27 protein-coding genes are annotated in these 25,227 nt (G+C 59.5%); 21 read left to right on the forward strand and 6 right to left on the reverse strand.

Going from position 1 to position 25,227, the window contains the following annotated elements; all coding sequences use genetic code 11:
- The first annotated feature begins 42 nt into the window (after window positions 1-42).
- Both CLM71_RS20845 and CLM71_RS20850 read left to right on the forward strand, forming a co-directional pair.
- Window positions 43-1,518, forward strand: coding sequence for a PLP-dependent aminotransferase family protein (locus tag CLM71_RS20845; RefSeq protein ID WP_105232700.1), 1,476 nt, complete (start codon window positions 43-45; stop codon window positions 1,516-1,518).
- Window positions 1,519-1,773: 255 nt separating this feature from the next.
- The gene (locus CLM71_RS20850) at window positions 1,774-3,795 is read left to right on the forward strand and encodes an FAD-dependent oxidoreductase (RefSeq protein WP_105232701.1); all 2,022 of its coding nucleotides are present in this window, start codon (window positions 1,774-1,776) and stop codon (window positions 3,793-3,795) included.
- A gap of 37 nt (window positions 3,796-3,832) precedes the next feature.
- On the opposite strand, the gene rlmG is transcribed toward CLM71_RS20850, so the two are convergent.
- The gene (rlmG, locus tag CLM71_RS20855; protein ID WP_105232702.1) at window positions 3,833-4,972 is read right to left on the reverse strand and encodes a 23S rRNA (guanine(1835)-N(2))-methyltransferase RlmG; all 1,140 of its coding nucleotides are present in this window, start codon (window positions 4,970-4,972) and stop codon (window positions 3,833-3,835) included.
- Window positions 4,973-5,121: 149 nt separating this feature from the next.
- Between rlmG and CLM71_RS20860 the strand changes: the two genes are divergently transcribed.
- From CLM71_RS20860 to sstT, 5 genes are all read left to right on the forward strand, one after another.
- Window positions 5,122-5,634 (forward strand): M48 family metallopeptidase, encoded by a 513-nt coding sequence (locus CLM71_RS20860; protein ID WP_105232703.1) that lies wholly within the window; start codon window positions 5,122-5,124, stop codon window positions 5,632-5,634.
- A gap of 84 nt (window positions 5,635-5,718) precedes the next feature.
- A complete protein-coding gene (locus tag CLM71_RS20865) occupies window positions 5,719-6,705 on the forward strand; it encodes a Gfo/Idh/MocA family protein (protein WP_105232704.1) in 987 nt (328 codons plus the stop codon).
- Window positions 6,702-7,433: a glutamine amidotransferase gene (locus CLM71_RS20870; protein ID WP_105232705.1), complete on the forward strand. Its 732-nt coding sequence runs from the start codon at window positions 6,702-6,704 to the stop codon at window positions 7,431-7,433. Before CLM71_RS20865 ends, CLM71_RS20870 begins: the two co-directional genes overlap by 4 nt.
- 251 nt (window positions 7,434-7,684) lie before the next feature.
- Window positions 7,685-8,659, forward strand: coding sequence for a TerC family protein (locus CLM71_RS20875; protein ID WP_105232706.1), 975 nt, complete (start codon window positions 7,685-7,687; stop codon window positions 8,657-8,659).
- Window positions 8,660-8,939: 280 nt separating this feature from the next.
- Window positions 8,940-10,175 (forward strand): serine/threonine transporter SstT, encoded by a 1,236-nt coding sequence (gene sstT / locus CLM71_RS20880; RefSeq protein WP_105232707.1) that lies wholly within the window; start codon window positions 8,940-8,942, stop codon window positions 10,173-10,175.
- On the opposite strand, the gene CLM71_RS20885 is transcribed toward sstT, so the two are convergent.
- From CLM71_RS20885 to uxaC, 3 genes are all read right to left on the reverse strand, one after another.
- Window positions 10,172-10,747: a YgjV family protein gene (locus CLM71_RS20885; protein ID WP_105232708.1), complete on the reverse strand. Its 576-nt coding sequence runs from the start codon at window positions 10,745-10,747 to the stop codon at window positions 10,172-10,174. The two genes, sstT and CLM71_RS20885, sit on opposite strands and share 4 nt — an antisense overlap.
- 70 nt (window positions 10,748-10,817) lie before the next feature.
- Window positions 10,818-12,311 carry a UxaA family hydrolase gene (locus CLM71_RS20890; RefSeq protein ID WP_105232709.1) on the reverse strand — a complete coding sequence of 498 codons (1,494 nt, stop codon included), beginning with the start codon at window positions 12,309-12,311 and terminating at the stop codon, window positions 10,818-10,820.
- A 20-nt stretch (window positions 12,312-12,331) separates the two neighbouring features.
- On the reverse strand, window positions 12,332-13,744 hold the full coding sequence (gene uxaC / locus CLM71_RS20895; protein ID WP_105232710.1) for a glucuronate isomerase: 1,413 nt from the start codon (window positions 13,742-13,744) through the stop codon (window positions 12,332-12,334).
- Window positions 13,745-14,122: 378 nt separating this feature from the next.
- Between uxaC and CLM71_RS20900 the strand changes: the two genes are divergently transcribed.
- The 11 genes from CLM71_RS20900 (at window position 14,123) to CLM71_RS20950 (ending at window position 21,522) form a co-directional block, all read left to right on the forward strand.
- Complete coding sequence (locus CLM71_RS20900) at window positions 14,123-15,421, forward strand: MFS transporter (protein WP_105232711.1); 1,299 nt, start codon at window positions 14,123-14,125, stop codon at window positions 15,419-15,421.
- Between the two features lie 121 nt (window positions 15,422-15,542).
- Window positions 15,543-16,319 carry a transcriptional regulator ExuR gene (gene exuR / locus CLM71_RS20905; protein ID WP_105232712.1) on the forward strand — a complete coding sequence of 259 codons (777 nt, stop codon included), beginning with the start codon at window positions 15,543-15,545 and terminating at the stop codon, window positions 16,317-16,319.
- Window positions 16,320-16,509: 190 nt separating this feature from the next.
- Window positions 16,510-16,953: a hypothetical protein gene (locus CLM71_RS20910; protein ID WP_105232713.1), complete on the forward strand. Its 444-nt coding sequence runs from the start codon at window positions 16,510-16,512 to the stop codon at window positions 16,951-16,953.
- Window positions 16,954-17,067: 114 nt separating this feature from the next.
- Window positions 17,068-17,745 carry a DedA family protein gene (locus CLM71_RS20915; RefSeq protein WP_105232714.1) on the forward strand — a complete coding sequence of 226 codons (678 nt, stop codon included), beginning with the start codon at window positions 17,068-17,070 and terminating at the stop codon, window positions 17,743-17,745.
- Window positions 17,742-18,119 (forward strand): EnvZ/OmpR regulon moderator MzrA, encoded by a 378-nt coding sequence (gene mzrA / locus CLM71_RS20920; protein WP_105232715.1) that lies wholly within the window; start codon window positions 17,742-17,744, stop codon window positions 18,117-18,119. The genes CLM71_RS20915 and mzrA overlap by 4 nt, the downstream gene beginning before the upstream one ends.
- Window positions 18,120-18,290: 171 nt before the next feature.
- Window positions 18,291-18,662: a DUF1090 domain-containing protein gene (locus CLM71_RS20925; protein ID WP_105232716.1), complete on the forward strand. Its 372-nt coding sequence runs from the start codon at window positions 18,291-18,293 to the stop codon at window positions 18,660-18,662.
- Between the two features lie 150 nt (window positions 18,663-18,812).
- Window positions 18,813-19,118 (forward strand): YqjD family protein, encoded by a 306-nt coding sequence (locus CLM71_RS20930; RefSeq protein WP_105232717.1) that lies wholly within the window; start codon window positions 18,813-18,815, stop codon window positions 19,116-19,118.
- A 2-nt stretch (window positions 19,119-19,120) separates the two neighbouring features.
- Window positions 19,121-19,522 (forward strand): phage holin family protein, encoded by a 402-nt coding sequence (locus tag CLM71_RS20935; RefSeq protein WP_105232718.1) that lies wholly within the window; start codon window positions 19,121-19,123, stop codon window positions 19,520-19,522.
- Window positions 19,519-19,803: a YqjK-like family protein gene (locus CLM71_RS20940; protein WP_105232719.1), complete on the forward strand. Its 285-nt coding sequence runs from the start codon at window positions 19,519-19,521 to the stop codon at window positions 19,801-19,803. The genes CLM71_RS20935 and CLM71_RS20940 overlap by 4 nt, the downstream gene beginning before the upstream one ends.
- Before the next feature lie 271 nt (window positions 19,804-20,074).
- Window positions 20,075-20,470 (forward strand): DoxX family protein, encoded by a 396-nt coding sequence (locus tag CLM71_RS20945; protein WP_105232720.1) that lies wholly within the window; start codon window positions 20,075-20,077, stop codon window positions 20,468-20,470.
- A gap of 65 nt (window positions 20,471-20,535) precedes the next feature.
- On the forward strand, window positions 20,536-21,522 hold the full coding sequence (locus CLM71_RS20950; RefSeq protein ID WP_105232721.1) for a glutathione S-transferase family protein: 987 nt from the start codon (window positions 20,536-20,538) through the stop codon (window positions 21,520-21,522).
- Window positions 21,523-21,554: 32 nt separating this feature from the next.
- Here CLM71_RS20950 and CLM71_RS20955 read toward each other — a convergent pair whose 3' ends face one another.
- Window positions 21,555-22,451, reverse strand: a complete 897-nt coding sequence (locus CLM71_RS20955; protein WP_105232722.1) for a LysR family transcriptional regulator — start codon at window positions 22,449-22,451, stop codon at window positions 21,555-21,557.
- A gap of 232 nt (window positions 22,452-22,683) precedes the next feature.
- Between CLM71_RS20955 and CLM71_RS20965 the strand changes: the two genes are divergently transcribed.
- Window positions 22,684-23,385, forward strand: a complete 702-nt coding sequence (locus tag CLM71_RS20965; RefSeq protein ID WP_105232724.1) for a pirin family protein — start codon at window positions 22,684-22,686, stop codon at window positions 23,383-23,385.
- Between the two features lie 34 nt (window positions 23,386-23,419).
- On the opposite strand, the gene CLM71_RS20970 is transcribed toward CLM71_RS20965, so the two are convergent.
- Entirely contained in the window at window positions 23,420-23,983 is a 564-nt protein-coding gene (locus CLM71_RS20970; RefSeq protein WP_105232725.1) for a TetR/AcrR family transcriptional regulator, read from the reverse strand.
- A 104-nt stretch (window positions 23,984-24,087) separates the two neighbouring features.
- Here CLM71_RS20970 and CLM71_RS20975 point away from each other — a divergent pair, with 104 nt between their 5' ends.
- Window positions 24,088-24,555: a nuclear transport factor 2 family protein gene (locus CLM71_RS20975; RefSeq protein ID WP_105232726.1), complete on the forward strand. Its 468-nt coding sequence runs from the start codon at window positions 24,088-24,090 to the stop codon at window positions 24,553-24,555.
- 111 nt (window positions 24,556-24,666) lie between these two features.
- Entirely contained in the window at window positions 24,667-25,203 is a 537-nt protein-coding gene (locus CLM71_RS20980) for a dihydrofolate reductase family protein (RefSeq protein WP_105232727.1), read from the forward strand.
- The last annotated feature ends 24 nt before the right edge of the window (window positions 25,204-25,227 follow it).

Here is a 25,227-nt window from a genome sequence, read left to right on the forward strand (position 1 = left end):
CCCTATAATCGAGTGCCAGTTACGAATAATTGAGGGATCCAATTGCGCTCGATCAGCGGTGACCTGTTGCTGCAACGTCTCGGCGAACAGCCCGATGATAAGCTGCACAAACGCCTGTATAACGCTATCCGAACCAGTATCCTAGACGGCAGTCTGCCGCCTTCCAGCCGACTGCCGGCATCGCGCGACCTGGCGCAGGAACTTAGCCTCTCACGTAACACCGTTTTAACCGTTTACGAACAACTCCTCGCAGAAGGATATGTGCTTTCCCGTCAGGGAAGTGGAACATTCGTCGCAGAAACGGTACCGGACAGCTGTTTATCCGCTGCCAGCACGCCGATCGGCAGTGACGGCGAACAGCGCCCGGTCGAACTGTCGCAGCGTGGCAACGCGCTGCTACAGCACGCCAGCGCCAGCCCCAAACAGTGGGGCGCATTTATCCCCGGCGTGCCGGACGTCAACGCTTTCCCGCATCAGCTGTTCAGCAAGATTCAGGCGCGCATCAGCCGCCGTCCCGCGCCGCAGCGGCTGACCTACAGTAATCAGGGCGGCAGCCCGGAGCTGCAGCAGGCGCTGGTGGATTACCTGCGCGTCGCCCGCTCGGTGCGCTGCTCGCCGGAACAAATTCTGATCACCGAAGGCATTCACCAGGCGATCGATCTGGTCACCCGCATGCTGTGCAACCCGGGCGATGAGGTGTGGATTGAGGAGCCGGGCTACTGGGGCATCCGCAATATCCTGCGCATGAACAGCCTGGATATCCGGCCGCTGCCGGTGGATGAAGCCGGCATGGTGCCGCCGGAGCAGGTCAGCGGCGCACCGCGGCTGATGTTCGTCACGCCGTCGCATCAGTATCCGCTGGGATCGGTGCTGAGTCTGGCGCGTCGCCAGCGTCTGCTGGCGCTGGCGCGTCACACCGGCGGCTGGATCGTCGAGGATGACTATGACAGCGAGTTCCGCTTCTCCGGCCAGCCGATCCCCGCGCTGCAGGGGCTGGAGGCCGATGCGCCGGTGATCTATATCGGCACCTTCAGCAAAACGCTGTATCCGGCGCTGCGGCTGGGTTATGTGGTGCTGCCGAAACCGCTGACGGCAGCGCTGAAAACCGCGCACGCCGAGCTGTACCGCGGCGGCCATCTGCTGATCCAGGCCGCACTGGCGCAGTTTATTCAGGAGGGCCACTACACCGCGCACATTCGCCGTATGCGCCTGCTGTACGCCAGACGGCGCGCCTTTCTCACCGCGCTGATCGAACAGCACCTGGGCAAACAGGCGCTGAGCGAATTCAATAACAACGCCGGCCTGCATCTGATTCTCAACCTGCCGGACAGCGCTGACGACGTGGCGATCGCCGCCGCCGCCGCCGCCCGCGGCGTGCTGGTACGCCCGCTGTCGCGCTATTACATGCTGCCGAGCCGCCGTCGCGGCCTGCTGATGGGCTTTGCCTGCGTGCCGGAAGAACAGATGGCCGCCGCGTTTGAGCTGCTGCTGGCGTGCATTCTAGAGAGCCCGCACTAGCCGGCAGAGCGCCGGGTTTGACTTCCGACAGCCGGCATGGGGCTGCGTTCATGGTGGTAGGGATAAATAACGCAAAACTGCTTACCGATACGCTGTTCGCTATCCAAGATTCATGACGGCTATCACATTCAGCGCAATGCAGATTCCCAAGCGGCAAGACAGCGGCTAGATTTATCTCATCCGACCACTTGCGATCAAACAAAATAATAACAACCGAACGTGCCCAAGATTCGGGGATAAACAATGGAGAGAGCAATGAACCTATACCCACACCTGCTGGCGCCGCTGGATCTTGGCTTCACCACCCTGAAGAACCGGGTGCTGATGGGCTCGATGCATACCGGTCTGGAAGAGATGCCCGATGGGCCGCACAGAATGGCGGCGTTCTATGCCGAACGCGCGGCGGCCGGCGTCGCGCTAATCGTTACCGGCGGCATCGCGCCCAATGACCAAGGCGTGGTGTACCGCGGCGGCTCAACGCTGAGCCAACCGCAGCAGGTGGCACATCACCGCCCCATCACCGAGGCGGTGCATCAGGCCGGCGGCAAAATAGCCCTGCAGATCCTGCACGCCGGGCGTTACAGCTATCAGCCGCAGCCGGTTGCGCCTTCCGCGCTGCAGGCGCCGATTAACCCGTTCGCACCGAGCGCCCTCACGGCGCAGGAGATCGAACAGACCATCGCCGACTTTGCCCGCTGCGCCGTTCTGGCGCAACAGGCCGGCTATGACGGCGTGGAAGTGATGGGATCCGAAGGCTATCTGATCAACCAATTTCTGGTCGCGCGCACCAATCAGCGCGACGATCAATGGGGCGGCAGCTTCGCCAACCGCATGCGCTTCGCCGTGGAGATCGTGCGCGCCGTACGCCAGGCGGTGGGGCGCGAATTCATTCTGATCTACCGTCTGTCGATGCTCGATCTGGTGGAGGACGGCTCCGACTGGCAGGAGATCGAACAGTTGGCGCAGGCGATCGAACAGGCCGGCGCAACGATCATCAACACCGGGATCGGCTGGCATGAGGCGCGGATCCCGACCATCGCCACCATGGTGCCGCGCGCCGGTTTCAGCTGGGTGACGCGTAAATTAATGGGCAAGGTCGGTATTCCGCTGATCACCACCAACCGCATTAACGATCCGGCGGTGGCAGAGCAGGTGCTGGCGGACGGCTGCGCCGATATGGTGTCGATGGCGCGGCCGTTCCTGGCCGACGCCGAGTTCGTCCGCAAGGCCGCCGAAGGACGCGCCGACGAGATCAACACCTGTATCGGCTGTAATCAGGCCTGCCTCGATCAGATCTTCGAAGGCAAGCTGGCCTCCTGCCTGGTCAACCCGCGCGCCTGCCGGGAGAGCGAAATGCCGCTGACGACGGCGGCGCATCCCAAACGTCTGGCGGTGGTCGGCGCCGGTCCGGCCGGTCTGGCGTTCGCCGTCACCGCCGCCAGCCGCGGCCATCAGGTGACGCTGTTTGACGCCGCGCCGGTCATCGGCGGCCAGTTCAACATCGCCAAACAGATCCCCGGCAAAGAGGAGTTTCATGAAACCCTGCGCTATTTTCAGCGCCAGCTGGCGCTGCACGAGGTCACGCTGCGGCTCGGGCAGCAGGTTGAGGCGCAGGATCTGCGTGAGTTTGACGAAGTGATCCTAGCCTGCGGCATCGTGCCGCGCACGCCGGCGATCCCCGGCATCGATAATGCCAAAGTGCTGAGCTATCTGGACGTCCTGCGCGACAAAAAACCCGTCGGCCAGCGGGTGGCGATCATCGGCGCCGGCGGCATCGGTTTCGACACCGCCGAGTACCTGAGCCAGCACGGCGAATCCAGCAGCCTGCATCCGCAGGCGTTTACTCATGAATGGGGCATAGATACGCAGCTGCGCCAGCGCGGCGGCCTGTCGCCGTCCGGCGCCGACGTCCCCCGCTCCCCGCGCCAGATTTTCCTGCTGCAGCGTAAAACCAGCAAAGTGGGCGAAGGGCTGGGTAAAACCACCGGCTGGATCCACCGCGCCAGCCTGAGCATGCGCGGGGTGAAAATGCTCAATGGCGTGCAGTATCAGAGGATTGACGACGAGGGGTTGCATATCATGCGCGAGGAGCAGGCCAGCTGCCTGCCGGTGGATACCATCGTGATTTGCGCCGGCCAGGAACCGCGGCACGAACTGCAGCAGCCGCTGCTGGCTATGGGGAAAAGCGTCCATCTGATTGGCGGCGCGGACGTGGCCGCTGAACTGGACGCGCGCCGGGCCATTGAACAGGGCACCCGGCTGGCGATGGCGCTGTAACCTTCAAGGGGCGCAGTGCTGCGCCCCTGATTCAGCCTTAGCGCCGTGCGCCGGTTTTCACCGATTTCAGCACCAGGAACTTCTGGTTGGACGCCACGGTAACGCAGTTGCCGAACAGACGCTTCAGCTTCTGGTAATAATCCAGATGACGGTTGCCGACGATCAGCAGCTCTCCGCCTACTTTCAGACAGCGCTTGGCGTCAAGGAACATCTGCCAGGCGGTCTGGTCGGTAATCGCATGCTGCTGGTGGAACGGCGGGTTACACAGCACCGCCTGCGCGCTGCCGCCGTCCATTCCGGCCAGCGCATTGTTGACCACAAAACGACAGCGCTCCATGTCCTGCGGCAGGTTATGGCGCACGTTCAGTTCGCTCGACGCCACCGCCATATAGGATTCATCGACAAAGGTCACCTGCGCCTGCGGGTTCTGCACCAGCGCCGTCAGGCCGATTACGCCGTTGCCGCAGCCCAGGTCGATAATCTCGCCATCCAAATCGCTCGGCAGGTTTTCCAGGAACAGACGTGCGCCGATATCCAGGCCGCTGCGGGAGAACACGTTGGCATGGTTATGGATCAGCATATCGCTGCCGTCCAGCTGCCAGTCGGTGGTTTCCGCCGCCGCCGGCGGCGTGATGTCTGCCACCTGGCCGTAAATCAGACGCGCCTTTTTCCACGCCAGGCTGGTGCGGGTCGGCCCCAGCACCCGCTCAAACAGCTGCAGCGTCGAGGTATGAATATCGCGCGCCTTGGCGCCGCCGATAATCACGGTATCCGGGCCGACCACTTTGCGCAGCGCACGCAGCTGCTGTTCCAGCAGCGCCAGCGCCTTCGGGATCTTAATCAGCACCAGCGCCGGCGCTTCAGGCAGCGCGTCCAGGCTGCCGAGCAGCGTCACCTGCTGCGCATCCAGCCCGTTGAGCGCCAGATTGTGGCGCGTCGCCAGCTGGCTCATGTAGGAATCGCTGATGCTGTACGGCCGCAGCGCGTGCAGCGCACAGGCCAGCGTGCCGAAGCTGTCGTTGAAAATCAGCACCGGGCGTCCGGCAACATCCTGATTTTCCACCTGTTGCAGCAGATATTCATCCGCCGCTTCCCACGCCTGCAGCGGCGCGGCGCCTTCTTGTTGGGGATAACGCTCCAGCTCAAGTTGCTGTGTTCCCAGATCGAGTTGGCTCATTGCCCCTCCTGACTGATAAATTTGCGCTGTTTATCCCCTAAAAACGGCCGTCAGTAAAATGTTTTTTGCTATTCATCGCCCTTTGCCGGATTTGTGCGAAAAAACCGCATACAATAACCGGCTGAATAGTTACTGAAGATTATCGCGTCATGTCCGAACTGACTTATCTGCAAGGCTACCCCGCCCATCTGCAGACGCAGGTACAACAGCTGATCCAGCAACAGCGCCTGGGTGAGGTGCTGCTGCAGCGCTATCCGCAAGTGCACAGCTGCACCACCGACAAGGCGCTGTACCAATTCACCACCGAGATCAAAAACCAATATCTACGCAACGCCCAGCCGATCAGCAAGGTAGCGTATGACGGCAAAATTCACGTGATGAAACACGCGCTGGGTCTGCATACCGCCATTTCGCGCGTACAGGGCGGTAAGCTGAAGGCCAAAGCGGAAATCCGCGTAGCGACGGTGTTCAAGACCGCGCCGGAAGCCTTCCTGCGCATGATCGTCGTGCATGAGCTGGCGCACCTGAAAGAGAAAGACCACAACAAGGCTTTTTATCAGCTGTGCTGCCATATGGAACCCGACTATCACCAGCTGGAGTTTGACACCCGCCTGTATCTCACCCATCTGGCGCTGTTCGGCGGGCTGTACGCCGACCGCTGATAGTTAACGTATTTTTAACAAAAACTCGCCTTCTGCCGGCGGCGTGATACTCTGATTTATCAGTACCTGCCACCGGAGTTATCTATGATTCGTTTTGCCGTCGTCGGCACCAACTGGATCAGCGAACGCTTTGTCGATGCCGCCCATCAAAGCGGAAAAATGCGGTTGAACGCCGTCTATTCCCGCCGTCTGGAGCAGGCCAGAAGCTTCGGCGCCCCCTATCAGGTCGAGCATCTGTTTGACGATCTGACGGCGCTGGCGCAGTCCGATGTGATTGACGCCGTGTATATCGCCAGCCCGAACTCGCTGCACTGCCAGCAAGCATTGCTGTTTATGCGCCATCACAAACATGTGATCTGCGAAAAACCGCTGGCGTCCAATCTGCAGGAAGTGGAATTGTTGCTGGCCTGCGCGCGCGAGCAGCAGGTGGTGCTGTTCGAAGCCTTCAAGAGCGCCCATCTGCCCAACTTTATCACCCTGCGGCAAACGCTGCCTAAAGTGGGCAAACTGCGCAAAGCGTTCTTCAACTACTGCCAGTACTCATCCCGCTATCCACGCTATCTGGCGGGAGAAAACCCGAATACCTTCAACCCGCAGTTCTCCAACGGTTCGATCATGGACATCGGTTATTACTGTCTGGCGAGCGCGGTGGCCCTGTTCGGCGCGCCGCAATCGCTGATCGCCAGCGCCACCCTGCTGGACACCGGCGTGGATGCCCACGGCACCGTCTGCCTCAATTACGGCGATTTTGACGTGACGCTCGGCCACTCCAAAGTCAGCGACTCGGCGCTCGCCAGCGAAATTCAGGGTGAGGACGGCGCGCTGCTGATCGACAAGATTTCCGAGTGTCAGGGGGTGACGCTGCTGCCACGCGGCGGCAGCCGTCAGGATCTGAGCCAACCGCAGCACGGCAATAGCATGCAGTATGAGGCCGAGGTGTTTGCCGATCTGGTGACGCGTCATCAGGTTGAACATGCCGGCCTGGAAAACTCGCGTATCGTCGCCGCCCTGTTAAGTGAAATCCGCCGGCAAACCGGCGTCGTCTTCCCGGCAGATGGAGAAGGACAATGAAGCCGCTGTTACTGATGCAAACCGGCGATGCGCCTGAGGCCATCCGCCAGACGCACAGCAATTTCGAACAGATGTTTATGCAACAAGGCGGCATGGCCGCCGAACGCGTGCAGGTCGTCCACCTGCCCGCCGGAGAACAACCGGCGGCGCCGGCGGACTATTGCGGCGTGGTGATCACCGGCTCACCGGCGATGGTGACCGAACGGCTGCCGTGGAGCGAACAGGCGGCCGAATGGCTGCGTCAGGCGATGGCGCTCCGCCTGCCGATCTTCGGCGCGTGCTACGGCCATCAGTTGCTGGCCCATGCGCTCGGCGGCGAGGTGGGCTATCACCCGCAGGGGATGGAAGTCGGTACGCTGGAGATTGAACTGCTGCCGGCCGGCGCGAGCGACCGCCGGCTGATGATGCTGCCGCCGCGTTTCAAAGCCAACCTGATCCATTCACAAAGCGTGCTGACGCCGCCGCCGGGCGCCGACGTGCTGGCCCGCTCGGCGCAGGATGACTACCAGATCCTGCGCTATGGTGATAATGCGCTGACCACCCAGTTCCACCCGGAATTCGACGCGGCGACCATGCGCAGCTATCTGCACTGGCTGGCCGAATTAAACCCGGAGCAGCAGGCGGAATACCAGCAAAAACAACGGCAGGTGGACGATACGCCGTTCAGCAGGCTGCTGCTGCAGGGGTTTGTCGTCAGCCTCGGCGCGCAGCAGGCATTGGCCGGATGAAGATTAGACGTTGACCGCTGACACATTTTGCATTACTTTTTACGTCAGCAAAGGGGAGTAACTTCATTGCCGGTTAATCGTCATTACGATGCGCAAGCATCCGGTTACCGGGCAACCCGATGGTCAAGGTGTAACACCTTCATCGACGTTGTAAGTGAGACCTTGCCGGAAGGCGAGGTTTGCTTGCAGCGTTCACAGAGCGGCTGGCGTCCTTCCGACGTTGGCCGTTTTTGTTTTTTGAAGGATACATAATGATGAATACCGTTGGCACTCCGTGGTTATGGGGCAGCTTCGCCGCCGTTATCGTGGTGATGCTCGCCATTGATTTACTGCTGCAGGGCCGCAAAGGCTCGCACACCATGTCGATGAAGCAGGCCGCCTGCTGGTCGCTGGTGTGGGTCACCCTCTCTCTGCTGTTCAACCTGGGTTTCTGGTACTACCTGAGCGAAACCGCCGGCCGCGCCGTGGCCGATACGCAGGCGCTGGCCTTCCTGACCGGCTATCTGATTGAAAAAGCGCTGGCGGTGGACAACGTCTTCGTCTGGCTGATGCTGTTCAGCTACTTTGCCGTGCCGGCCAACCTGCAGCGCCGCGTGCTGATTTACGGCGTACTGGGCGCGATTGTGCTGCGTACCATCATGATCTTTGCCGGCAGCTGGCTGATTTCCCAGTTCTCGTGGCTGCTGTACCTGTTCGGCGCTTTCCTGCTGTTTACCGGCATCAAAATGGCGCTGGCGAAAGAGGATGACGGCGCCATCGGTGACAAGCCGCTGGTGAAGTGGCTGCGCGGCCACCTGCGTATGACCGATAACCTGGAAGGCGAGCGTTTCTTTGTGCGCCGCAACGGTCTGCTGTTCGCCACGCCGCTGGTGCTGGTGCTGATTCTGGTGGAACTGAGCGATGTGATCTTCGCGGTCGACAGTATTCCGGCCATCTTCGCCGTCACCACCGATCCGTTTATCGTCCTTACCTCTAACCTGTTCGCCATTATGGGCCTGCGCGCCATGTACTTCCTGCTGGCCAACGTGGCCGAGCGCTTCTCGATGCTGAAGTACGGGCTGTCGGTGATTCTGGTGTTTATCGGCGTCAAAATGCTGATCGTCGATTTCTACCATATTCCGATCGGCATTTCGTTAGGCGTGGTGGCCGGTATCCTGCTGCTGACGCTGGCGATTAACGCCTGGGTCAATCATCGCAATGACCGGCTGGCGCGTAAGGCGCAATAATCTGTTACCCGGGGCGGCTTTCCGCCCCATAATCGTTTGTTCATCGCGACAAACGCCAAATGTTATTGCGATCACACAAATGTAACCAGTATGTTATCAAGAGTTGATCCGCCCGCAGAATTTCACATCAGAGACTTCCCAACCCCGCGCGTTTACTGAATACTGAAATAGCAAACACACTTGGTTACAGGTGCGCATAAAATTCGCCCGGCGCCGTTCCTGCCGAGGCGCAGCACCCATTACGCAACATCATCAGGAAGCGGAAACGCACATAAGCATCATGCATAAAATACTGACACGCATTACACAGGGCAGCCTGGTTAAACAAATTCTGGTCGGTCTGGTGGCCGGCATCCTGCTGGCATTTATTTCCCCTGCCGCCGCATCGGCCGTGGGCCTGCTCGGGGCGCTGTTCGTCGGCGCGCTGAAGGCGGTCGCCCCCGTGCTGGTGCTGGTTTTGGTGATGGCGTCCATCGCCAACCATAAGCAGGGGCAGAAGACCAATATCCGTCCGATCCTGTTCCTTTATCTGCTGGGCACCTTCGCCGCTGCGCTGGTGGCGGTGCTGCTCAGCTTCGCCTTCCCGTCCAGCCTGGCGCTGGTCACCGGCAATGTCGATATCAGCCCGCCGGGCGGTATCACCGAGGTGCTGAAAGGCCTGCTGATGAACGTGGTGGCGAATCCGTTCGACGCTCTGATCAACGCCAACTACGTCGGCATTCTGGCCTGGGCCATCGGCCTGGGGCTGGCGTTGCGCCACGCCGCAGACAGCACCAAACTGCTGATCACCGATGCCTCACACGCCGTCACGCAGGTGGTACGTGCGGTGATCCGCTGCGCGCCGCTGGGCATCTTCGGGCTGGTGGCGTCCACGCTGGCGGAGACCGGCTTCGACGCGCTGTGGGGCTACGCCCAGCTGCTGATGGTGCTGATTGGCTGTATGCTGCTGGTGGCGCTGGTACTCAACCCGCTGATCGTCTACTGGAAAATTCGCCGCAACCCGTATCCGCTGGTGTTCGCCTGCCTGCGCGAAAGCGGCGTCACCGCCTTCTTTACCCGCAGTTCGGCGGCCAATATCCCGGTGAATATGGAGCTGTGCAAAAAGCTGAATCTGAATGAGGATACTTACTCGGTCTCCATTCCGCTCGGCGCCACCATCAACATGGCCGGCGCGGCGATCACCATCACCGTGCTGACGCTGGCGGCGGTGCATACGCTGGGCATTGCGGTGGATATTCCGACCGCGCTGCTGCTGAGCGTGGTGGCGGCGGTCTGCGCCTGCGGCGCGTCCGGCGTGGCCGGCGGCTCGCTGCTGCTGATCCCGCTGGCGTGCAATATGTTCGGCATCCCGAACGATATCGCCATGCAGGTGGTTGCGGTTGGCTTTATTATCGGCGTGCTGCAGGACTCCTCGGAAACCGCGCTGAACTCCTCCACCGACGTGCTGTTCACCGCCGCCGCCTGTATGGCGGAAGATCAACGGCTGGCGGACGATGACCCGCTGAAAATGCGCTAAGCGCGCGGTTCTGACATCAGGCGTCCTTCGGACGCCTTTTTTTCGGCCTGCTTTTCTGCCGCAAACGGATCGATACCGCGCCGCTGCAGGCGGCGGAAACGCAGAATATTAAAGCCGTTCATCAGCAGAAAGCTGCCCTCAATCAACGAGCCGCCGATCGACCCCAGCCAGATATTATGCGTCACCCAGCAGGCGGTGGAACACCACATCACGCAGCGGGTGGTAAGGCCGCGGGTGCGGAACAGCGCCCAGGTGCTGATCGAGGTGCCGAAAATCGGCAACAGCTCGACCCAATGCTGGTAGCGCGACAGGCCCATCACCAACGTCAGGCTGAGAAAGAGCCACATCACCCACAGGCTGCGGGTGCGCATGGACACCAGGTTGCGGCAGGCGCTGAGTAATGCGCTGCTGCCGGCGGCGTTGGCGCCCATCAGGAAGAAATGAATGCCGATAGTCAGGCTGTAGCCGGAGAGCTGCAATTTGAAACGACGATCGTCACGGTTGAAAAAGCTGGTAATGCCGACCAGAAAGGCCAGCACGCCAACCGCCTGAGCAAACCAATAAAACGTCATGGACAGATCCTGAAGCGGAAAAACGGCAAAAAATGAAATGCCGTTTTATGTTACTCGCGCCGCTGACGCTTTACAATGTGACGCCGCTCTTAAAGATCGCCAGCTCGCGGAAATCGTTCAGCTCGTTTTTCGCCGCCTTACCGTTGGCGATGGCGACAATTTCATCGATAAACTGCGTCAGCAGCTGCTCCATCGCCATGCCGTGAATCAGCCGCCCGGCGTCAAAATCAATCCAGTGCGGTTTTTTCGCCGCCAGTTCGCTGTTGGTCGCCAGCTTCACCGTCGGTACAAAGCCGCCGTACGGCGTGCCGCGTCCGGTGCTGAACAACACCATATGGCAGCCGGCGCCGGCCAGCGCGCTGGTCGCCACCGCATCATTGCCCGGCGCACTCAGCAGGTTCAGCCCCGGCTGACGCAGACGCTCGCCATATTTCAGCACGTCCACCACCTGGCTCTGCCCCGCTTTCTGGGTGCAGCCCAGCGATTTCTCCTCCAGCGTGGTGATACCGCCGGCCTTGTTGCCCGGCGACGGATTTTCATAAATCGGCTGCTGGTGGGCAATAAAGTATTTTTTGAAGTCGTTGACCATGGCGACGGTCTTGTCGAAAGTCTGCCTGTCGCGGCAGCGGCTCATCAGAATACGCTCGGCGCCGAACATCTCCGGCACTTCGGTCAGCACGCTGGTGCCGCCGTTGGCGATCACATAGTCCGAAAAGCGCCCCAGCAGCGGGTTGGCGGTAATGCCGGACAGCCCGTCAGACCCCCCGCATTCCAGGCCGAACTTCAGTTCGCTGAGCCGGCCCGGTTGGCGGCGGTCGTCAAGCATTGTCTGGTACAGCGCGTGCAGCTGCGCCAGACCGGCCTCCACTTCATCGTCCTGCTGCTGGCACACCATGAAACGTACGCGCGCGTCGTCTACGGCGCCCAGCGTGTCGCGAAACGCATCGACCTGATTGTTTTCACAGCCCAGGCCAATCACCAGTACCGCGCCGGCGTTCGGATGGCGCACCATGTTTTGCAGCATGGTGCGGGTATTTTCATGATCCTGCCCCAGCTGGGAGCAGCCGAACGGATGGCTGAACAGATGCACGCCGTCAATACCCTGGGCATCGGCGGTTTCCTGCAGGAAACGCCGCTGGATCTGCCGGGCAATGCCGTTTACGCAGCCGACAGTCGGAATGATCCACAGTTCATTGCGGATGCCGACCTCGCCATTGGCGCGGCGATAGATCTGCACCTCGCGATCCGCCGCCTGCGGCGGCACCACCGGGAAATCCGGCTGGTACTGGTAGTCGTCCAGATCGCTCAGATTGGTCTTGGCGTTCTGAGCGTGGATGTGCTCCCCCGGCGCAATCGCCGTGACCCCATGGCCGATCGGCAGACCGTATTTAACGATCGTCCCGCCGGCAGCGATCGGCGTCAGCGCGAATTTATGCCCGCGCGCCACCGGCTGCGGCAGCGTCAGGCGTGGCGCATCATCCAGCTGCAGGGTTTCACCGGCGGCCAAATCCCGCAGGGCGACCGCCACGTTGTCCTGCGCATGAATCTTAATAAAGCTCTGCATAAGGCACCTGTAGGCGACGGCTAGGCCAGTTCAATGGCGAAATAGTTTTTGGCGTTGTCGAAGCTAATGTTTTTCACCATCTCCCCCAGCAGCGCCAGGTCCGCTGGCGCTTCGCCGTCTTCAACCCAGCGTCCGATCATCTGGCACAGAATGCGCCGGAAATATTCATGACGGGTATAAGACAGGAAGCTGCGGCTGTCGGTCAGCATGCCGACAAAGCGGCTCAGCAGACCAAGCTGCGCCAGCTGGGTCATTTGCCGTTGCATACCGTCTTTTTGATCGTTAAACCACCAGCCAGAGCCAAACTGCATCTTGCCCGGCGTCCCTTCGCCCTGGAAGTTGCCCACCATGGTGCCGATCACTTCGTTATCGCGCGGGTTGAGGCAGTACAGAATGGTTTTCGGCAGCCCGCCCTGCCGCGCCTGGGCGTCCAGCAAGCGCGACAGCGGCTGCGCCAGCGGCCGGTCGTTGATCGAATCAAAGCCGATATCCGGGCCGATACGCTCAAACATCAGGCTGTTGTTATTGCGCAGCGCGCCGATGTGATACTGCTGCACCCAGCCGCGGCGCTGATATTCTGCCGCCAGGAACACCAGCACGGCGGTTTTGAACTGCGCGCTCTGCGTGTCGTCCGGCAGCGCGCCGTCAAGGCGCCGGCTCAGGATCGCATCCAGCGCCGCCTCGTCGGCGTCGGCGTACACCACCACGTCCAGCGCATGGTCCGCCACCTTGCAGCCGTGCTCGGCAAAGTGGTCCAGCCGTTTGCTCAGCGCTTGGCGCAGGTCATCAAAGCGGCGGATCGCCACATCGGACGCGGCCGTCAGCCGCTGCAGATAGTCGGTGAAGGTCGGCGCATCAATATTGAACGTCTTGTCCGGCCGCCAGCTCGGCAGCACCTTGATGTTAAAGCCGGCATCCTGCGCAATCGCGCGGTGGTGGCGCAGATCGTCAATCGGATCGTCGGTGGTGCCGACCATCTTCACGTTCATCTGCTGCATGATCCCGCGCGCGCTGAACGTATCTTGCGTCAGCAGCTCATTGGTACGTTGCCAGACGGTATCCGCCGTCGCCGGCGACAGCAAGGTGTCGGTAATACCGAACGGCCGGCGCAGTTCCAGATGCGTCCAGTGGTAGAGCGGGTTGCCGATGGTGTGCGGCACGGTTGCCGCCCAGGCGTCGAATTTTTCCCGGTCACCGGCATCACCGGTGCACAGGCGTTCCGCCACGCCGTTGGTGCGCATGGCGCGCCATTTGTAGTGATCGCCTTTCAACCAGATGTCATACAGATTCTTGAAGCGATAGTTCTCGGCGATCTGCTCCGGCGGCAGATGGCAGTGATAGTCAAAAATCGGCTGCTGCGCCGCATATTCATGGTACAAACGCCGGGCAAATTCCGTATCCAGTAAAAAATCTTCGCCTAAAAACGTGGCCATATCAGGTCCTCAGCTTGCGTAGCGGGTTTTGTCGCCTCATTTCTTTAAAAAGTTATCACACCAATTAATGGCGGCGTCCAGGTTTTTTTCGTCGTACTCACGGTGAAAATGGCGCTTAAACGGGCATTAACAGCGTAATTCATCACCCAAAAACCTAAGCATAGCCTCCATATTATTGCGTAACTGAATAATGACTTTTGTGATGTCACTCAACTTTTAAATCTGTATGACAAGTTATTGTCTCGCCTCTTCACCTCGCTGCGGGAAGCCCCGGCGAACAGAACACGCGTTACACCATTACTGACAGGGAATCACCATTATCTACGTTGCGCAGCATCCATGAGCGCGACGACTGCTAAAGACGGGGAGAGATTTCTCATGCGCAAGATCAAAGGGTTACGCTGGTACATGATCGGGCTGGTGACCATCGGCACGGTGCTGGGCTACCTGACCCGCAATGCGATTGCCGTTGCCGCACCGACGCTGGAAAACACCTTACATATCACCACCCAACAATATTCTTATATCGTCGCCGCCTACTCCGCCTGCTATACCGTGATGCAGCCGGTGGCCGGCTATGTGCTCGACGTACTCGGCACCAAAGTGGGCTATGCGATGTTCGCCGTTTTATGGGCGCTGTTCTGTATGGGCACCGCGCTGGCCAACAGCTGGGGCGGGCTGGCGCTGGCGCGCGGCGCGGTCGGCATGGCGGAGGCGGCGATGATTCCCGCTGGACTGAAGGCCAGCAGTGAATGGTTTCCGGCCAAAGAGCGCTCGATCGCCGTGGGTTATTTTAACGTCGGATCGTCAATCGGCGGCATGATCGCGCCGCCGCTGGTGGTGTGGGCGATCGTCGCCCACAGCTGGGAAATGGCCTTTATCATCACCGGCGCCCTGAGCCTGATCTGGGCCATCTGCTGGCTGATTTTCTATAAGCATCCGAAAGACCAAAAGAAGCTCAGCGCCGAGGAGCGCAGCTATATCCTCGACGGCCAGGAAGCCCAGCATCAGACCAGCAACGCCAAGAAAATGTCCGCCTGGCAGATCGTCCGCAACCGTCAGTTTTGGGGCATTGCGCTGCCGCGCTTTCTGGCAGAACCGGCCTGGGGCACCTTTAACGCCTGGATCCCGCTGTTTATGTTTAAGGCCTACGGCTTTAACCTGAAAGAGATCGCCATGTTCGCCTGGATGCCGATGCTGTTCGCCGATCTGGGCTGTATCGTCGGCGGTTATCTGCCGCCGCTGTTCCAGAAATATTTCAAGGTTAACCTGATCGTATCCCGCAAGCTGGTGGTGACGCTTGGCGCGGTGCTGATGATCGGCCCCGGCATGATCGGCCTGTTTTCCAGCCCCTATATCGCCATTGCGCTGCTGTGCGTCGGCGGCTTCGCGCATCAGGCGCTGTCCGGCGCGCTGATTACGCTCTCTTCCGACGTGTTCGGCCGCAACGAAGTGGCGACCGCCAACGGCCTGACCGGTATGGCGGCCTGGACCGCCAGCACGCTGTTCGCCCTGGTGGTCGGCGCGCTGGCGGATACGCTCGGCTTCAGCCCGCTGTTCGCCGCCCTGTCGGTATTCGATATTTTGGGCGCCATCGTGATCTGGACGGTGCTGCAAAATCGTCCGGCCGCCGCCGGGGAAAAGGAAGCGCTGCAAACCGCCGCCGCAGGCGGTTAATCCCCCGCTCAGCCCGGCGTATGTGCCGGGTTGCGCCGCCGCCATTCACTGGCGGCAAAACCGGATAAGTGGTATAACAAATCTGTTGGCAACCCGCCTTTCCTAGCGCAGAGCACTCATTATGGAATTCACCGAAAGCAGACGCTTATATCAGCAACTGGCCGCCGAACTGAAACAACGCATTGAAGGCGGCGTTTATCCGGTTGGCGACAAACTGCCGGCGGAACGCTATATCGCCGAAGAGATGAACGTCAGCCGCACCGTGGTGCGCGAGGCGATTATCATGCTGGAAGTGGAAGGCTACGTCGAAGTGCGCAAGGGTTCCGGGATCCACGTGATCTCCAACCAGCAAAAACACCTGGTGGTGCCGGGCGACAGCATCGAATTCGCCAGCGTCGGGCCGTTCGAGCTGCTGCAGGCGCGCCAGCTGATTGAGAGCAATATCGCCGAGTTCGCCGCCACGCAGGTCACCAAGCAGGACATTGTGCAGCTGATGGAGATTCAGGAAAACGCCCGCCGGGAGGATCGCTTCCGCGATTCACAGTGGGATCTGAAGTTCCACGTACAGATCGCGCTTGCGACGCAGAATACCGCAATGGCGACCATCGTCGAAAAAATGTGGAGCCAGCGGGTGCACAACCCTTACTGGATTAAACTGCACGAGCATATTGACGATCGCTCGATCGACAGCTGGTGCGATGACCATGACCAGATTCTCAAGGCGTTGATGCGCAAAGACCCCGCCGCCGCCAAGCTGGCGATGTGGCAACACCTGGAAAACACCAAGCAGATGCTGTTCAACGCCACCACCGACGATTTCGAATATAACGTTGACCGTTACCTGTTCGCCGAGAATCCGCTGCCGCATCTGGACAGCGCAGCCGGCAGCAACAAATAGTCGATGGCGGTCAAATAATCTTACCTTATGTCAGGTATTGTAAAATACGCTGAATCAATGCGGTCAGCGCCGTTTCCCGTGTAATAATTCACCGGCGGCAGTAGAGATTTCTCTGTTGCCGATCGGGCGGCTTTGCTAAAATCAGACCACTTTTTTTAGCCTTATTACTGCGGGGGCGGAACGCGAATTCATGCGCTGGTTGTTTGCCATGCTGATTGCTCTTTTGTGCTGGACCGGCGCGGTCTCCGGCCACCAGCTCTATACCATGCAACCGGCATCTTCTGCGCTGCAAAACGCCCAGCCGAACGACGCGACAGCTGCCCAGAACGACTATCTTCAGGCGCTACGCCCGCCGGCCGACCTGCGCAGCAAAACGCCGGGGAAAAAATGGCCGCTGCTGCTGTCGCGCAATCCTCCCTGCCATAGCGCCCCGCTCTCTGCCGTTTCCCCCATCCCCGCCTATGCTTTAACAGAGGCGCGGCGAGAGAGCCGCTATCCGCGCCAGGCGGCGCCGGCGTCCAACCGTCTTGACCAGGTTAACTGGATGCTCCGCACATCCCACCAGCAAAGCCGGGTCGGCGGCTGGAAAGCGAGCAACATGCTGTACCGAGGTACGCTGACTTACCATTCATGATCGGCATGGGTTACCACTCACAAGTAAAAATACCTCACCGTTCACCCGCGGCGCCAGCATACCGGCAACCAGGCCGCCAAGAGAAATCAGGCAAAGACGTTTTAGGAACACTGGATGGATATCATTAAGCAACTGTTGGATGCCTTATGGCAGCAGGACTTCGAAACGCTGGCGAACCCTTCGCTGGTGTGGACGCTGTATGTGCTGCTGTTTATGATTCTGTTTCTGGAAAACGGCCTGCTGCCCGCCGCTTTCCTGCCCGGCGACAGTCTGCTGATTCTGGTCGGCGTGCTGATCGCCAAAGGCACCATGAATTTCCCGCTCACCATCTTTATTTTGACCGTCGGCGCCAGTCTGGGGTGCTGGGTCAGTTATATACAGGGCAAATGGCTGGGCAATACCCGCACGGTGCAGAGCTGGCTGTCGCACCTGCCCGCCCACTACCACCAGCGCGCACACCAACTGTTCCACCGCCACGGCCTGTCGGCGCTGCTGGTCGGCCGTTTTCTGGCCTTTGTACGCACGCTGCTGCCTACCATCGCCGGCCTGTCTGGCCTGAGCAACGCTCGCTTCCAGTTCTTCAACTGGATGAGCGGCCTGCTGTGGGTGGTGATCCTGACCAGCCTGGGCTTTGCGCTCGGTAAAACGCCGGTGTTCCGCAAATACGAAGATCAGCTGATGTTCTGCCTGATGATGCTGCCGCTGGTGCTGCTGGTGGTCGGCCTGGTCGGGTCGTTGATCGTGCTGTGGCGCAAAAAGCGCGCCAGCCAAAATACGGGCAACGGCGCGTGACCACGCCGCGCTCCCGCTGGCAGTATGCACTGATTATCGCGCTGGCCCTGCTGGCGCTTTCGGTGTTTTTTCTGCCCGCCATGGTGCGCACTGAAACCGAACTGCGCATCCGCTCGACCCAACAAGGCCTGTCGCTGCCGGACGGTTTCTACGTTTACCAACGTCTGGATGCGCGCGGCATCCGTATTAAAAGCATTACGCCGGAAGGAGATGGCCTGGTCATCCGCCTGGACTCCCCCCAGCAACAGTTACTGGCGCGGGAAACGCTGCAGGCCATTCTGCCTCCCGGCTATACCATCGCGCTGAGCGAGCTCCCCGCCCCCAGCCACTGGATACGTAAGCTGGTCAGCAGCACGCCGCAAGATCTGGGATAGGTCGCGAAGCGCTCATTTTATAAACAGTCGTTTGGCTTTTCGGCACGGATCTTTGCTATCCGAGCGATTTAGTGACTATGCTGAATAACGGCGATGTCAGTGCGTAATTCCCCATCGCCCAGCAGGAAAACGGATACATCCCCATGCATCCCATTAACAAGGAACCGACAGATGAAGTTACGCTATACCGCCCCTTTGGCCCTCTTTTTATCCACCTTCGCCTCTTTTTCGATAGCGGCCGAGGGCGGCTGTGCCGCCAAAGAGCAGGAAATTCAACAGCAGATTGATTACGCCACCCAGCACGGCAACAGCCAACGCGTCGCCGGGCTGAAAACGGCGCTGGGTGAAGTGCAGGCCCATTGCACCGATGCGGGTCTGCAGGCCGAGCGGCAGAAAAAAATTGAAGAGAAACAGCATAAAGTGTCGGAACGCCGCCAGGAGCTGAAAGAAGCCCAGCAAACCGGCAAACTGGATAAAATCACCAAAAAGCAGCAGAAGCTGGCGGAAGCCGAAGCCGAATTGAAACAGGCACAGGCGGAATAGACGGCCAGCGGAGCACAGCGCCCGGCATTCGGAATATTCATAGGAAAATAATCGTTTCCGCAGTGATATTCGCCATCTGAGCGCTTTGCTGCCGTAAAAAAATCCGCTATGTTGGAATTCTCTTGGAGTTAACGTTAAGGAGTTAGAGAAATGGCAAAAGATGCAAATGCAGAAAACTTACGCGCTGAACTGAAGTCCTTAGCCGACACCCTGGAAGAGGTGCTGAACTCTTCCACCGATAAGCCGAAGGCCGAACTGGAAAAGCTGCGTTCCAAAGCGCAGGGCGCGCTGAAAGACACCCGCGCCCGTCTGGGCGACGCCGGCGACAAACTGGCTAACCAGACCAAACAGATCGCCGGCCAGGCTGACGACTATGTGCGCGACAATCCATGGACCGGCATCGGTATCGGCGCAGCAGTCGGCGTCGTGCTGGGCGTTCTGTTGGCGCGTCGTTAATCATGAACGAGCACGAGCAATCCCGTGCGCAGGGCCCCGCCAAAGGGGTCCTGGACATCGGCCAGCGTATTATCACCATCCTGGTCGGCATGGTGGAATCACGGCTTAAGCTGGCGGTCGTTGAACTGGAAGAGGAAAAAGCCAACCTGATTCAGCTGATGCTGCTGGTCGGCATTACTCTGCTGTTTACCGCTTTCGGCCTGATGAGCCTGCTGATCCTGCTGTTTTGGGCGATCGACCCGGCCTACCGCGTGATGGCGCTGGGCACTACGACCGGCGTGCTGCTGTTTCTGGCCGTGGTGGGCGTGATCTGGACGCTGGTGAAAGTGAAACGCACCACGCTGCTGGCCGAAACGCGCAAACAGCTGGAGCTGGACCGCGCCGCGCTGGAGGGGAAAAAATGAGCCGCCGCCGGGCGCTGGCCGTCAGAAAACAGCAGTTGATTAGCCGGATCGAGCAGCAGCGCGCCGACCTGGGCGACAATAAAGCACAGTGGCTGGACAAAACCGAACACATTGACCGCGGTTATCAAGCCCTGTTCGGCATGCGCAAGTACCTGCTGCTCGGCTCCGGCGTGGTCGCCCTGTACGGCATGCGCCACCCCAGCAAGCTGATTCGCTGGTCGCGCCGGGCCTTCAGCGCCTGGGGCACCGTGCGCCTGCTGCGCAAAACCCTCTCCCGCTAACCCTTCTCCCTCGCCCTTTTTTGCCTTATTCCGTGGCTCTGACCACGGCGTACGTCGTGCGCCGTGACTCTTTATATTTACGCCACAAATGTTAGCCAGCTAAATATTCATGATTTTTGAAAGATTATAGCAATTTTACTTGCTAACAAAGTGTACGCTTCCCGATTAACATTCATTCCATCGAAACGGACGGCACGGCAGAACAACGCTCTGCGCGCCGCCAGATGTCATAACACAGCCAGCGTGGCGCAAAAAACTTTTGGAGTGAATGATGAAAAAATTAGAAGATACCGGTTTGTTGGTGGCGCGTATTCTGATGCCAATCCTGTTTATCGTCGCCGGCTACGGCAAAATGGGCGACGCTTACGCCGGCACTCAGCAGTACATGCAATCGATGGGCGTACCGGGCTTCCTGCTGCCGTTGACCATCCTGCTGGAGTTCGGCGGCGGCCTGGCGATTCTGTTCGGCTTCCTGACGCGCACCACGGCGCTGTTTACCGCCGGCTTCACCATTCTGACCGCGCTGCTGTTCCACACTAACTTTGCAGATGGTGTTAACCAGCTGATGTTTATGAAAAACCTGACCATCGCCGGCGGTTATATCGTGCTGGCCATCGCCGGTCCGGGCGCATTCAGCATCGACCGCCTGCTGAACAAGAAGTGGTAAACTAATCTTAGGGGAGTCAGGCATGCCTGACTCCCGTTCTGTCATACAAGACGAAGGAGACACCCATGGGACAACTCGTTGACGGCGTTTGGCAAGACGTCTGGTACGACACCAAATCCACCGGTGGCCGCTTCAAGCGTTCTACCTCCCAGTTCCGCAACTGGATCACCGCCGATGGACAGCCCGGCGAGCACGGCGACGGCGGGTTTGTCGCGGAAAAAGATCGCTATCACCTGTACGTTTCCCTCGCCTGCCCGTGGGCGCACCGCACGCTGCTGATGCGTAAACTGAAAGGGCTGGAGCAGATTATTCCGGTTTCCGTGGTGCATCCGCTGATGCTGGAAAACGGCTGGACCTTCGCTGACGATTTTCCCGGCGCCAGCGGCGACCCGCTGTACCACGCCGATTTTCTTTACCAGCTCTACCTGCGCGCCGATCCGCACTACAGCGGCCGCGTGACCGTGCCGGTGCTGTGGGATAAGCAGCGGCAGACCATCGTCAGCAACGAATCCGCCGATATCCTGCGCATGTTCAACAGCGCCTTTGACGGCGTGGGCGCACGCGCCGGCGATTATTACCCGGCCGAGTTGCGCGAAAAAATTGATCGGCTGAACGGCTGGATTTATGACACGGTCAATAACGGCGTCTACAAAGCCGGTTTTGCCACCAGTCAGGAAGCGTACGATGAAGCGGTGAACGGCGTGTTCACTTCGCTGGAGCGGCTGGAGCAGATCCTCGGCCAGCACCGTTATCTGACCGGCGATCGGCTGACCGAGGCGGATTTACGCCTGTGGACCACGCTGGTGCGCTTCGATCCGGTGTATGTCACCCACTTTAAATGCGACAAGCGGCGCATCAGCGATTACCTGAATCTGTACGGTTTTCTGCGCGATATTTATCAGCTGCCGGGCGTCGACGCGACGGTCGATATGGCGCATATCCGCCATCACTACTACCGCAGTCACGCCACCATCAATCCGTACGGCATTATCTCCATCGGCCCGGCGCAGGATTTGAATGAGCCGCACGGCCGCGACCAGCGTTTCCGCTAATAAAAAAACCTCGCCATTCGGCGAGGTTTTCACTATTTCTGGGCGAATAGTCGCGGGATTTCACGCAGGAACCAGGCTTTCGCCTCGCCCATACTGTCGCGCCGCCAGGCCATGATAATGTCCGCCTCACGGCTGTATTCCGGTCCCACGACACGCAGCCGCCCCTCTTCGATATCTTTTTCCACCATGGAATACGGCATGGTCGCCACACCCAGGCCGGCCAACAGCGCCAGACGCTTGTCTTCGATGGTGCTGACGGTCAGCCGCTGCTGCTTATCCAGCAGTTGGACGGTAATTACCGGGCGTTCGCGCGCGGTGTCCGCCACCGCAATGGCGCGGTATTTCACCCGGGTGGCTTCCGACAGCGGTTCCGGCTCTTGGTGAATCGGGTGATCCGGCGCAGCCACATAGACGCTCATCACTTTATACAGTTTGCGGGTATTAATTTCCGACGAGGCGCGAAAATGCATATCCGGCGCGATCACAATATCGGCCCGCCCCTGTTCCAGACGCTCCCAGGCGCCGGCCAGCACTTCGCTCAAAATCGACACCTGGGTATTGGCCTTCAGCGCCAGCTTGTCGACCAGCGGAAACAGCAAACTGGGCGGCGACAGCGCCTCGCTGACGATGGTGATGTGCGTTTCCCAGCCGCGCGCCAGCGCTTCAGCGTCGGTGGTCAGCTTATCGGCCGCTTCCAGCAGTACCCTGCCGCGTTCCAGCAGCATACGGCCGACGTTGGTGAATTTAGTGCGGTGGCCGGAACGGTCAAACAGCACCACGTCCAGCTCTTCTTCCAGTTTTTGCATGGTGTAGCTGAGCGCCGACGGCACCCGGCCCAGCTCATCTGCCGCTGCGGCAAAACTGCCGCGGCGATCGATGGCATCCATCACCCTTAACGCTTCAAGCGTTAACGCCCGATCTCTGGCCATTGCATCTCTCTGTCAGGAAATTTGAATATGGCAACCAGATTAACTGGCTAACAATCTGCCGTCCAGATGCTTACCATTTATACCCATCATACTTCAAGCTGCAGGTGCGTTGGCTGCGCTCAGTCACCCGAATCACTGACCCGAGTCAGCTCATCGGGATTCCTTCTCTTGCCGCCTTCCTGCAACTCGAATTATTTAGGATATACAGATTGAAATTAGAGAGCCCATTGCCATGATCACATGCAGAACAGCAGAACAATGCGGGCAAGCTGACTTTGGTTGGCTGCAGGCTCGCTACACCTTTTCTTTCGGACACTACTTCGATCCCAAACTGATGGGCTACGCCTCGCTGCGGGTGCTGAACCAGGAAGTGCTGGCGCCGGGCGCTGCTCTGCAGCCGCGCGCCTACCCCAATGTCGACATCATCAACCTGATCCTGCAGGGGGAAGCAGAGTACCGTGATAACGACGGCAACAGCGTCCGCGCCGCCGCCGGCGAAGCCCTGCTACTGGCGGCGCATAATGGCGTCAGCTACGGCGAGCAAAACCTCAGTGCCGACACGCCGCTGACGCGTATGCAGCTGTGGCTGGACGCCTGCCCGGAACGCGCCAACGAGCGTATTCAGCGCCTGGCGCTGCAACCGCAGTCCCACCAGTTGCTGGCCTCGCCGGACGGCGCACAGGGCAGTCTGCATTTACGCCAGCAGGTGTGGATTCACCACCTGGATTTAGCGCCCGGGGAAGCACTGACGTTGCCGCTGCACGGCCCGCGGGCCTATCTGCAATCGATCCACGGCGCCTGTTCCGCCCACGGCGAGCACCATGCGCCGCAGCACCTGACCTGCGGCGACGGCGCTTTCGTGCATAACGAAACTCTGCTTACGCTGCGGGCTGAAACGCCGCTGCGCGCGTTGCTGATCGATCTCCCGGAGTAAACGCCTCAATGCGCAGGTCGCCGGACGCCTGCGCCTAGCGTTTCAGGCTGTCCGCCACGCATTCGCGCAGTAACGAAAGCACCTCAACCCCCTTTTCCCCACGCTGCGCCATCACGATCGCCCCGTCGACCAATAACGCCAGCTTATGCGCCTCGCGCGCCCCTTGCCGGTCATCCGGCAGGAAAGCGGCGATCTCCCGCATCATATCCTGCTTGTGCTCACGCGCCTGCACCAGCGTTTCCGGCAGACTGTCGGCCATTTCCACTGCCGTATTGATAAACGCGCAGCCGCGAAAATCCGCCGTGGCGAACCACTGTGCCAGCGTGGCGGGCAACGCCTGCGGCAGCGTGCCGCCGTTGGCCATCTCCCGCGCCAGCGTCTCGCGGAACCAGGCGATCCAGCGTTCATGCCGATAGCGTAAAAACGCCAGAATCAGATCGTTTTTGGCGGGAAAGTGGCGATAAAAGGTCACCTTGGTCACCCCCGCCTGTTTGATAATACGGTCGATACCGGTGGCACGGATGCCATCTTGGTAAAACAGACGGTGGGCGGTATCAATAATGCGCTCGCGCGCGCTGCGTGAATCGGCTGTGGTCATGAATGCCTCCTGGCAGAGATTATCGCAGCATGTAGACAAGTCTGTCTACACAAGATAACCTGCACATGTAGACAACTCTGTCTACATGCCAAGAGGAAAGTATCATGGAAACCCGTTCCCCGCTGCCGCCCTTTATGCCGGACAGCGCCCGGCAAAAAGTCCGTCTGGCCGAAGACGCCTGGAACAGTCGCGATCCACAACGTGTAGCGCAGGTCTACGCGCCGGACACCCGGTGGCGCAACCGCGCCGAGTTCGTTAACGGACGTGATGAAGTGGTGCAGTTTTTACAGCGCAAGTGGCAGAAGGAGCTGGATTACCGCCTGATCAAAGAGTTATGGGCGTTTGACGCACACAGAATCGCGGTGCGCTTCGCCTATGAGTGGCATGACGATTCCGGTAATTGGTACCGCAGCTACGGCAACGAGAACTGGGAATTTAATACGCAGGGGCTAATGACCACCCGCTTCGCCTGTATCAACGACTGTCCGATTGCCGAGGCCGAACGCCGTTTCCACTGGCCGCTGGGCAGACGCCCGGACGATCATCCGGGACTGAGCGACTGTGGTTTCTGACTTTATCCGGCGCTGAACAGGACCATCGGCGCCAATTAGAACGATAAATTTGACGTTATCACTCCATGGCACCACTATTATTTATACGCCGTATAAATAATAGGTATTGAAATGATCTCCGGACACGTTTTCATCGCTGCAAGTCTTGACGGTTTTATTGCCCGTACCGATGGCGATATAGGATGGTTGCTCGAACGCGATGATCCTCAAGAGGATCATGGTTATGATGATTTTATTGAAAATATTGACGTCATACTGATGGGACGCGCTACCTATGAGACCGTACAACATGTCCGCCCATGGCCATACACCCGCCCGGTACTCATCCTCTCCAGCACGTTGGACGAACAGCACATTCCTGCTGAACTAACAGGGAAAATTCGCTTTTCCGACAGCTCGCCCACACAGGCGATGACGATGCTGGCAGCCGAAGGACATCGGCGGGTATATGTCGATGGTGGTCGCATTATCCAGTCATTTTTGCAGGCTGGCCTGATTGCCGATCTGGTGATCACCCATATTCCATTGCTGCTAGGGCAAGGGCGTGCTCTGTTCGGTTCCCTTCCCACCGATATTCCATTGGTTCATGAGCACACCCGTACCTTCGCTTCCGGGCTGGTTCAGTCACGCTATCGAGTCGTCTCATGAACCGGCCGGTCGGGCGTCCGGCGC

Source organism: Serratia sp. MYb239, assembly GCF_002966855.1.
Lineage (GTDB): Bacteria > Pseudomonadota > Gammaproteobacteria > Enterobacterales > Enterobacteriaceae > Serratia_B > Serratia_B rhizosphaerae.

Bases quoted from the DNA above. Each gene is read 5' to 3' on its own strand.
- CLM71_RS20850 (WP_105232701.1), top strand. From the start codon at position 1,774: ATGAACCTATACCCACACCTGCTGGCGCCGCTGGATCTTGGCTTCACC.
- rlmG (WP_105232702.1), bottom strand. From the start codon at position 4,972: ATGAGCCAACTCGATCTGGGAACACAGCAACTTGAGCTGGAGCGTTAT.
- CLM71_RS20860 (WP_105232703.1), top strand. From the start codon at position 5,122: ATGTCCGAACTGACTTATCTGCAAGGCTACCCCGCCCATCTGCAGACG.
- CLM71_RS20865 (WP_105232704.1), top strand. From the start codon at position 5,719: ATGATTCGTTTTGCCGTCGTCGGCACCAACTGGATCAGCGAACGCTTT.
- CLM71_RS20870 (WP_105232705.1), top strand. From the start codon at position 6,702: ATGAAGCCGCTGTTACTGATGCAAACCGGCGATGCGCCTGAGGCCATC.
- CLM71_RS20875 (WP_105232706.1), top strand. From the start codon at position 7,685: ATGATGAATACCGTTGGCACTCCGTGGTTATGGGGCAGCTTCGCCGCC.
- sstT (WP_105232707.1), top strand. From the start codon at position 8,940: ATGCATAAAATACTGACACGCATTACACAGGGCAGCCTGGTTAAACAA.
- CLM71_RS20885 (WP_105232708.1), bottom strand. From the start codon at position 10,747: ATGACGTTTTATTGGTTTGCTCAGGCGGTTGGCGTGCTGGCCTTTCTG.
- CLM71_RS20890 (WP_105232709.1), bottom strand. From the start codon at position 12,311: ATGCAGAGCTTTATTAAGATTCATGCGCAGGACAACGTGGCGGTCGCC.
- uxaC (WP_105232710.1), bottom strand. From the start codon at position 13,744: ATGGCCACGTTTTTAGGCGAAGATTTTTTACTGGATACGGAATTTGCC.
- CLM71_RS20900 (WP_105232711.1), top strand. From the start codon at position 14,123: ATGCGCAAGATCAAAGGGTTACGCTGGTACATGATCGGGCTGGTGACC.
- exuR (WP_105232712.1), top strand. From the start codon at position 15,543: ATGGAATTCACCGAAAGCAGACGCTTATATCAGCAACTGGCCGCCGAA.
- CLM71_RS20910 (WP_105232713.1), top strand. From the start codon at position 16,510: ATGCGCTGGTTGTTTGCCATGCTGATTGCTCTTTTGTGCTGGACCGGC.
- CLM71_RS20915 (WP_105232714.1), top strand. From the start codon at position 17,068: ATGGATATCATTAAGCAACTGTTGGATGCCTTATGGCAGCAGGACTTC.
- CLM71_RS20925 (WP_105232716.1), top strand. From the start codon at position 18,291: ATGAAGTTACGCTATACCGCCCCTTTGGCCCTCTTTTTATCCACCTTC.
- CLM71_RS20930 (WP_105232717.1), top strand. From the start codon at position 18,813: ATGGCAAAAGATGCAAATGCAGAAAACTTACGCGCTGAACTGAAGTCC.
- CLM71_RS20935 (WP_105232718.1), top strand. From the start codon at position 19,121: ATGAACGAGCACGAGCAATCCCGTGCGCAGGGCCCCGCCAAAGGGGTC.
- CLM71_RS20940 (WP_105232719.1), top strand. From the start codon at position 19,519: ATGAGCCGCCGCCGGGCGCTGGCCGTCAGAAAACAGCAGTTGATTAGC.
- CLM71_RS20945 (WP_105232720.1), top strand. From the start codon at position 20,075: ATGAAAAAATTAGAAGATACCGGTTTGTTGGTGGCGCGTATTCTGATG.
- CLM71_RS20950 (WP_105232721.1), top strand. From the start codon at position 20,536: ATGGGACAACTCGTTGACGGCGTTTGGCAAGACGTCTGGTACGACACC.
- CLM71_RS20955 (WP_105232722.1), bottom strand. From the start codon at position 22,451: ATGGCCAGAGATCGGGCGTTAACGCTTGAAGCGTTAAGGGTGATGGAT.
- CLM71_RS20965 (WP_105232724.1), top strand. From the start codon at position 22,684: ATGATCACATGCAGAACAGCAGAACAATGCGGGCAAGCTGACTTTGGT.
- CLM71_RS20970 (WP_105232725.1), bottom strand. From the start codon at position 23,983: ATGACCACAGCCGATTCACGCAGCGCGCGCGAGCGCATTATTGATACC.
- CLM71_RS20975 (WP_105232726.1), top strand. From the start codon at position 24,088: ATGGAAACCCGTTCCCCGCTGCCGCCCTTTATGCCGGACAGCGCCCGG.
- CLM71_RS20980 (WP_105232727.1), top strand. From the start codon at position 24,667: ATGATCTCCGGACACGTTTTCATCGCTGCAAGTCTTGACGGTTTTATT.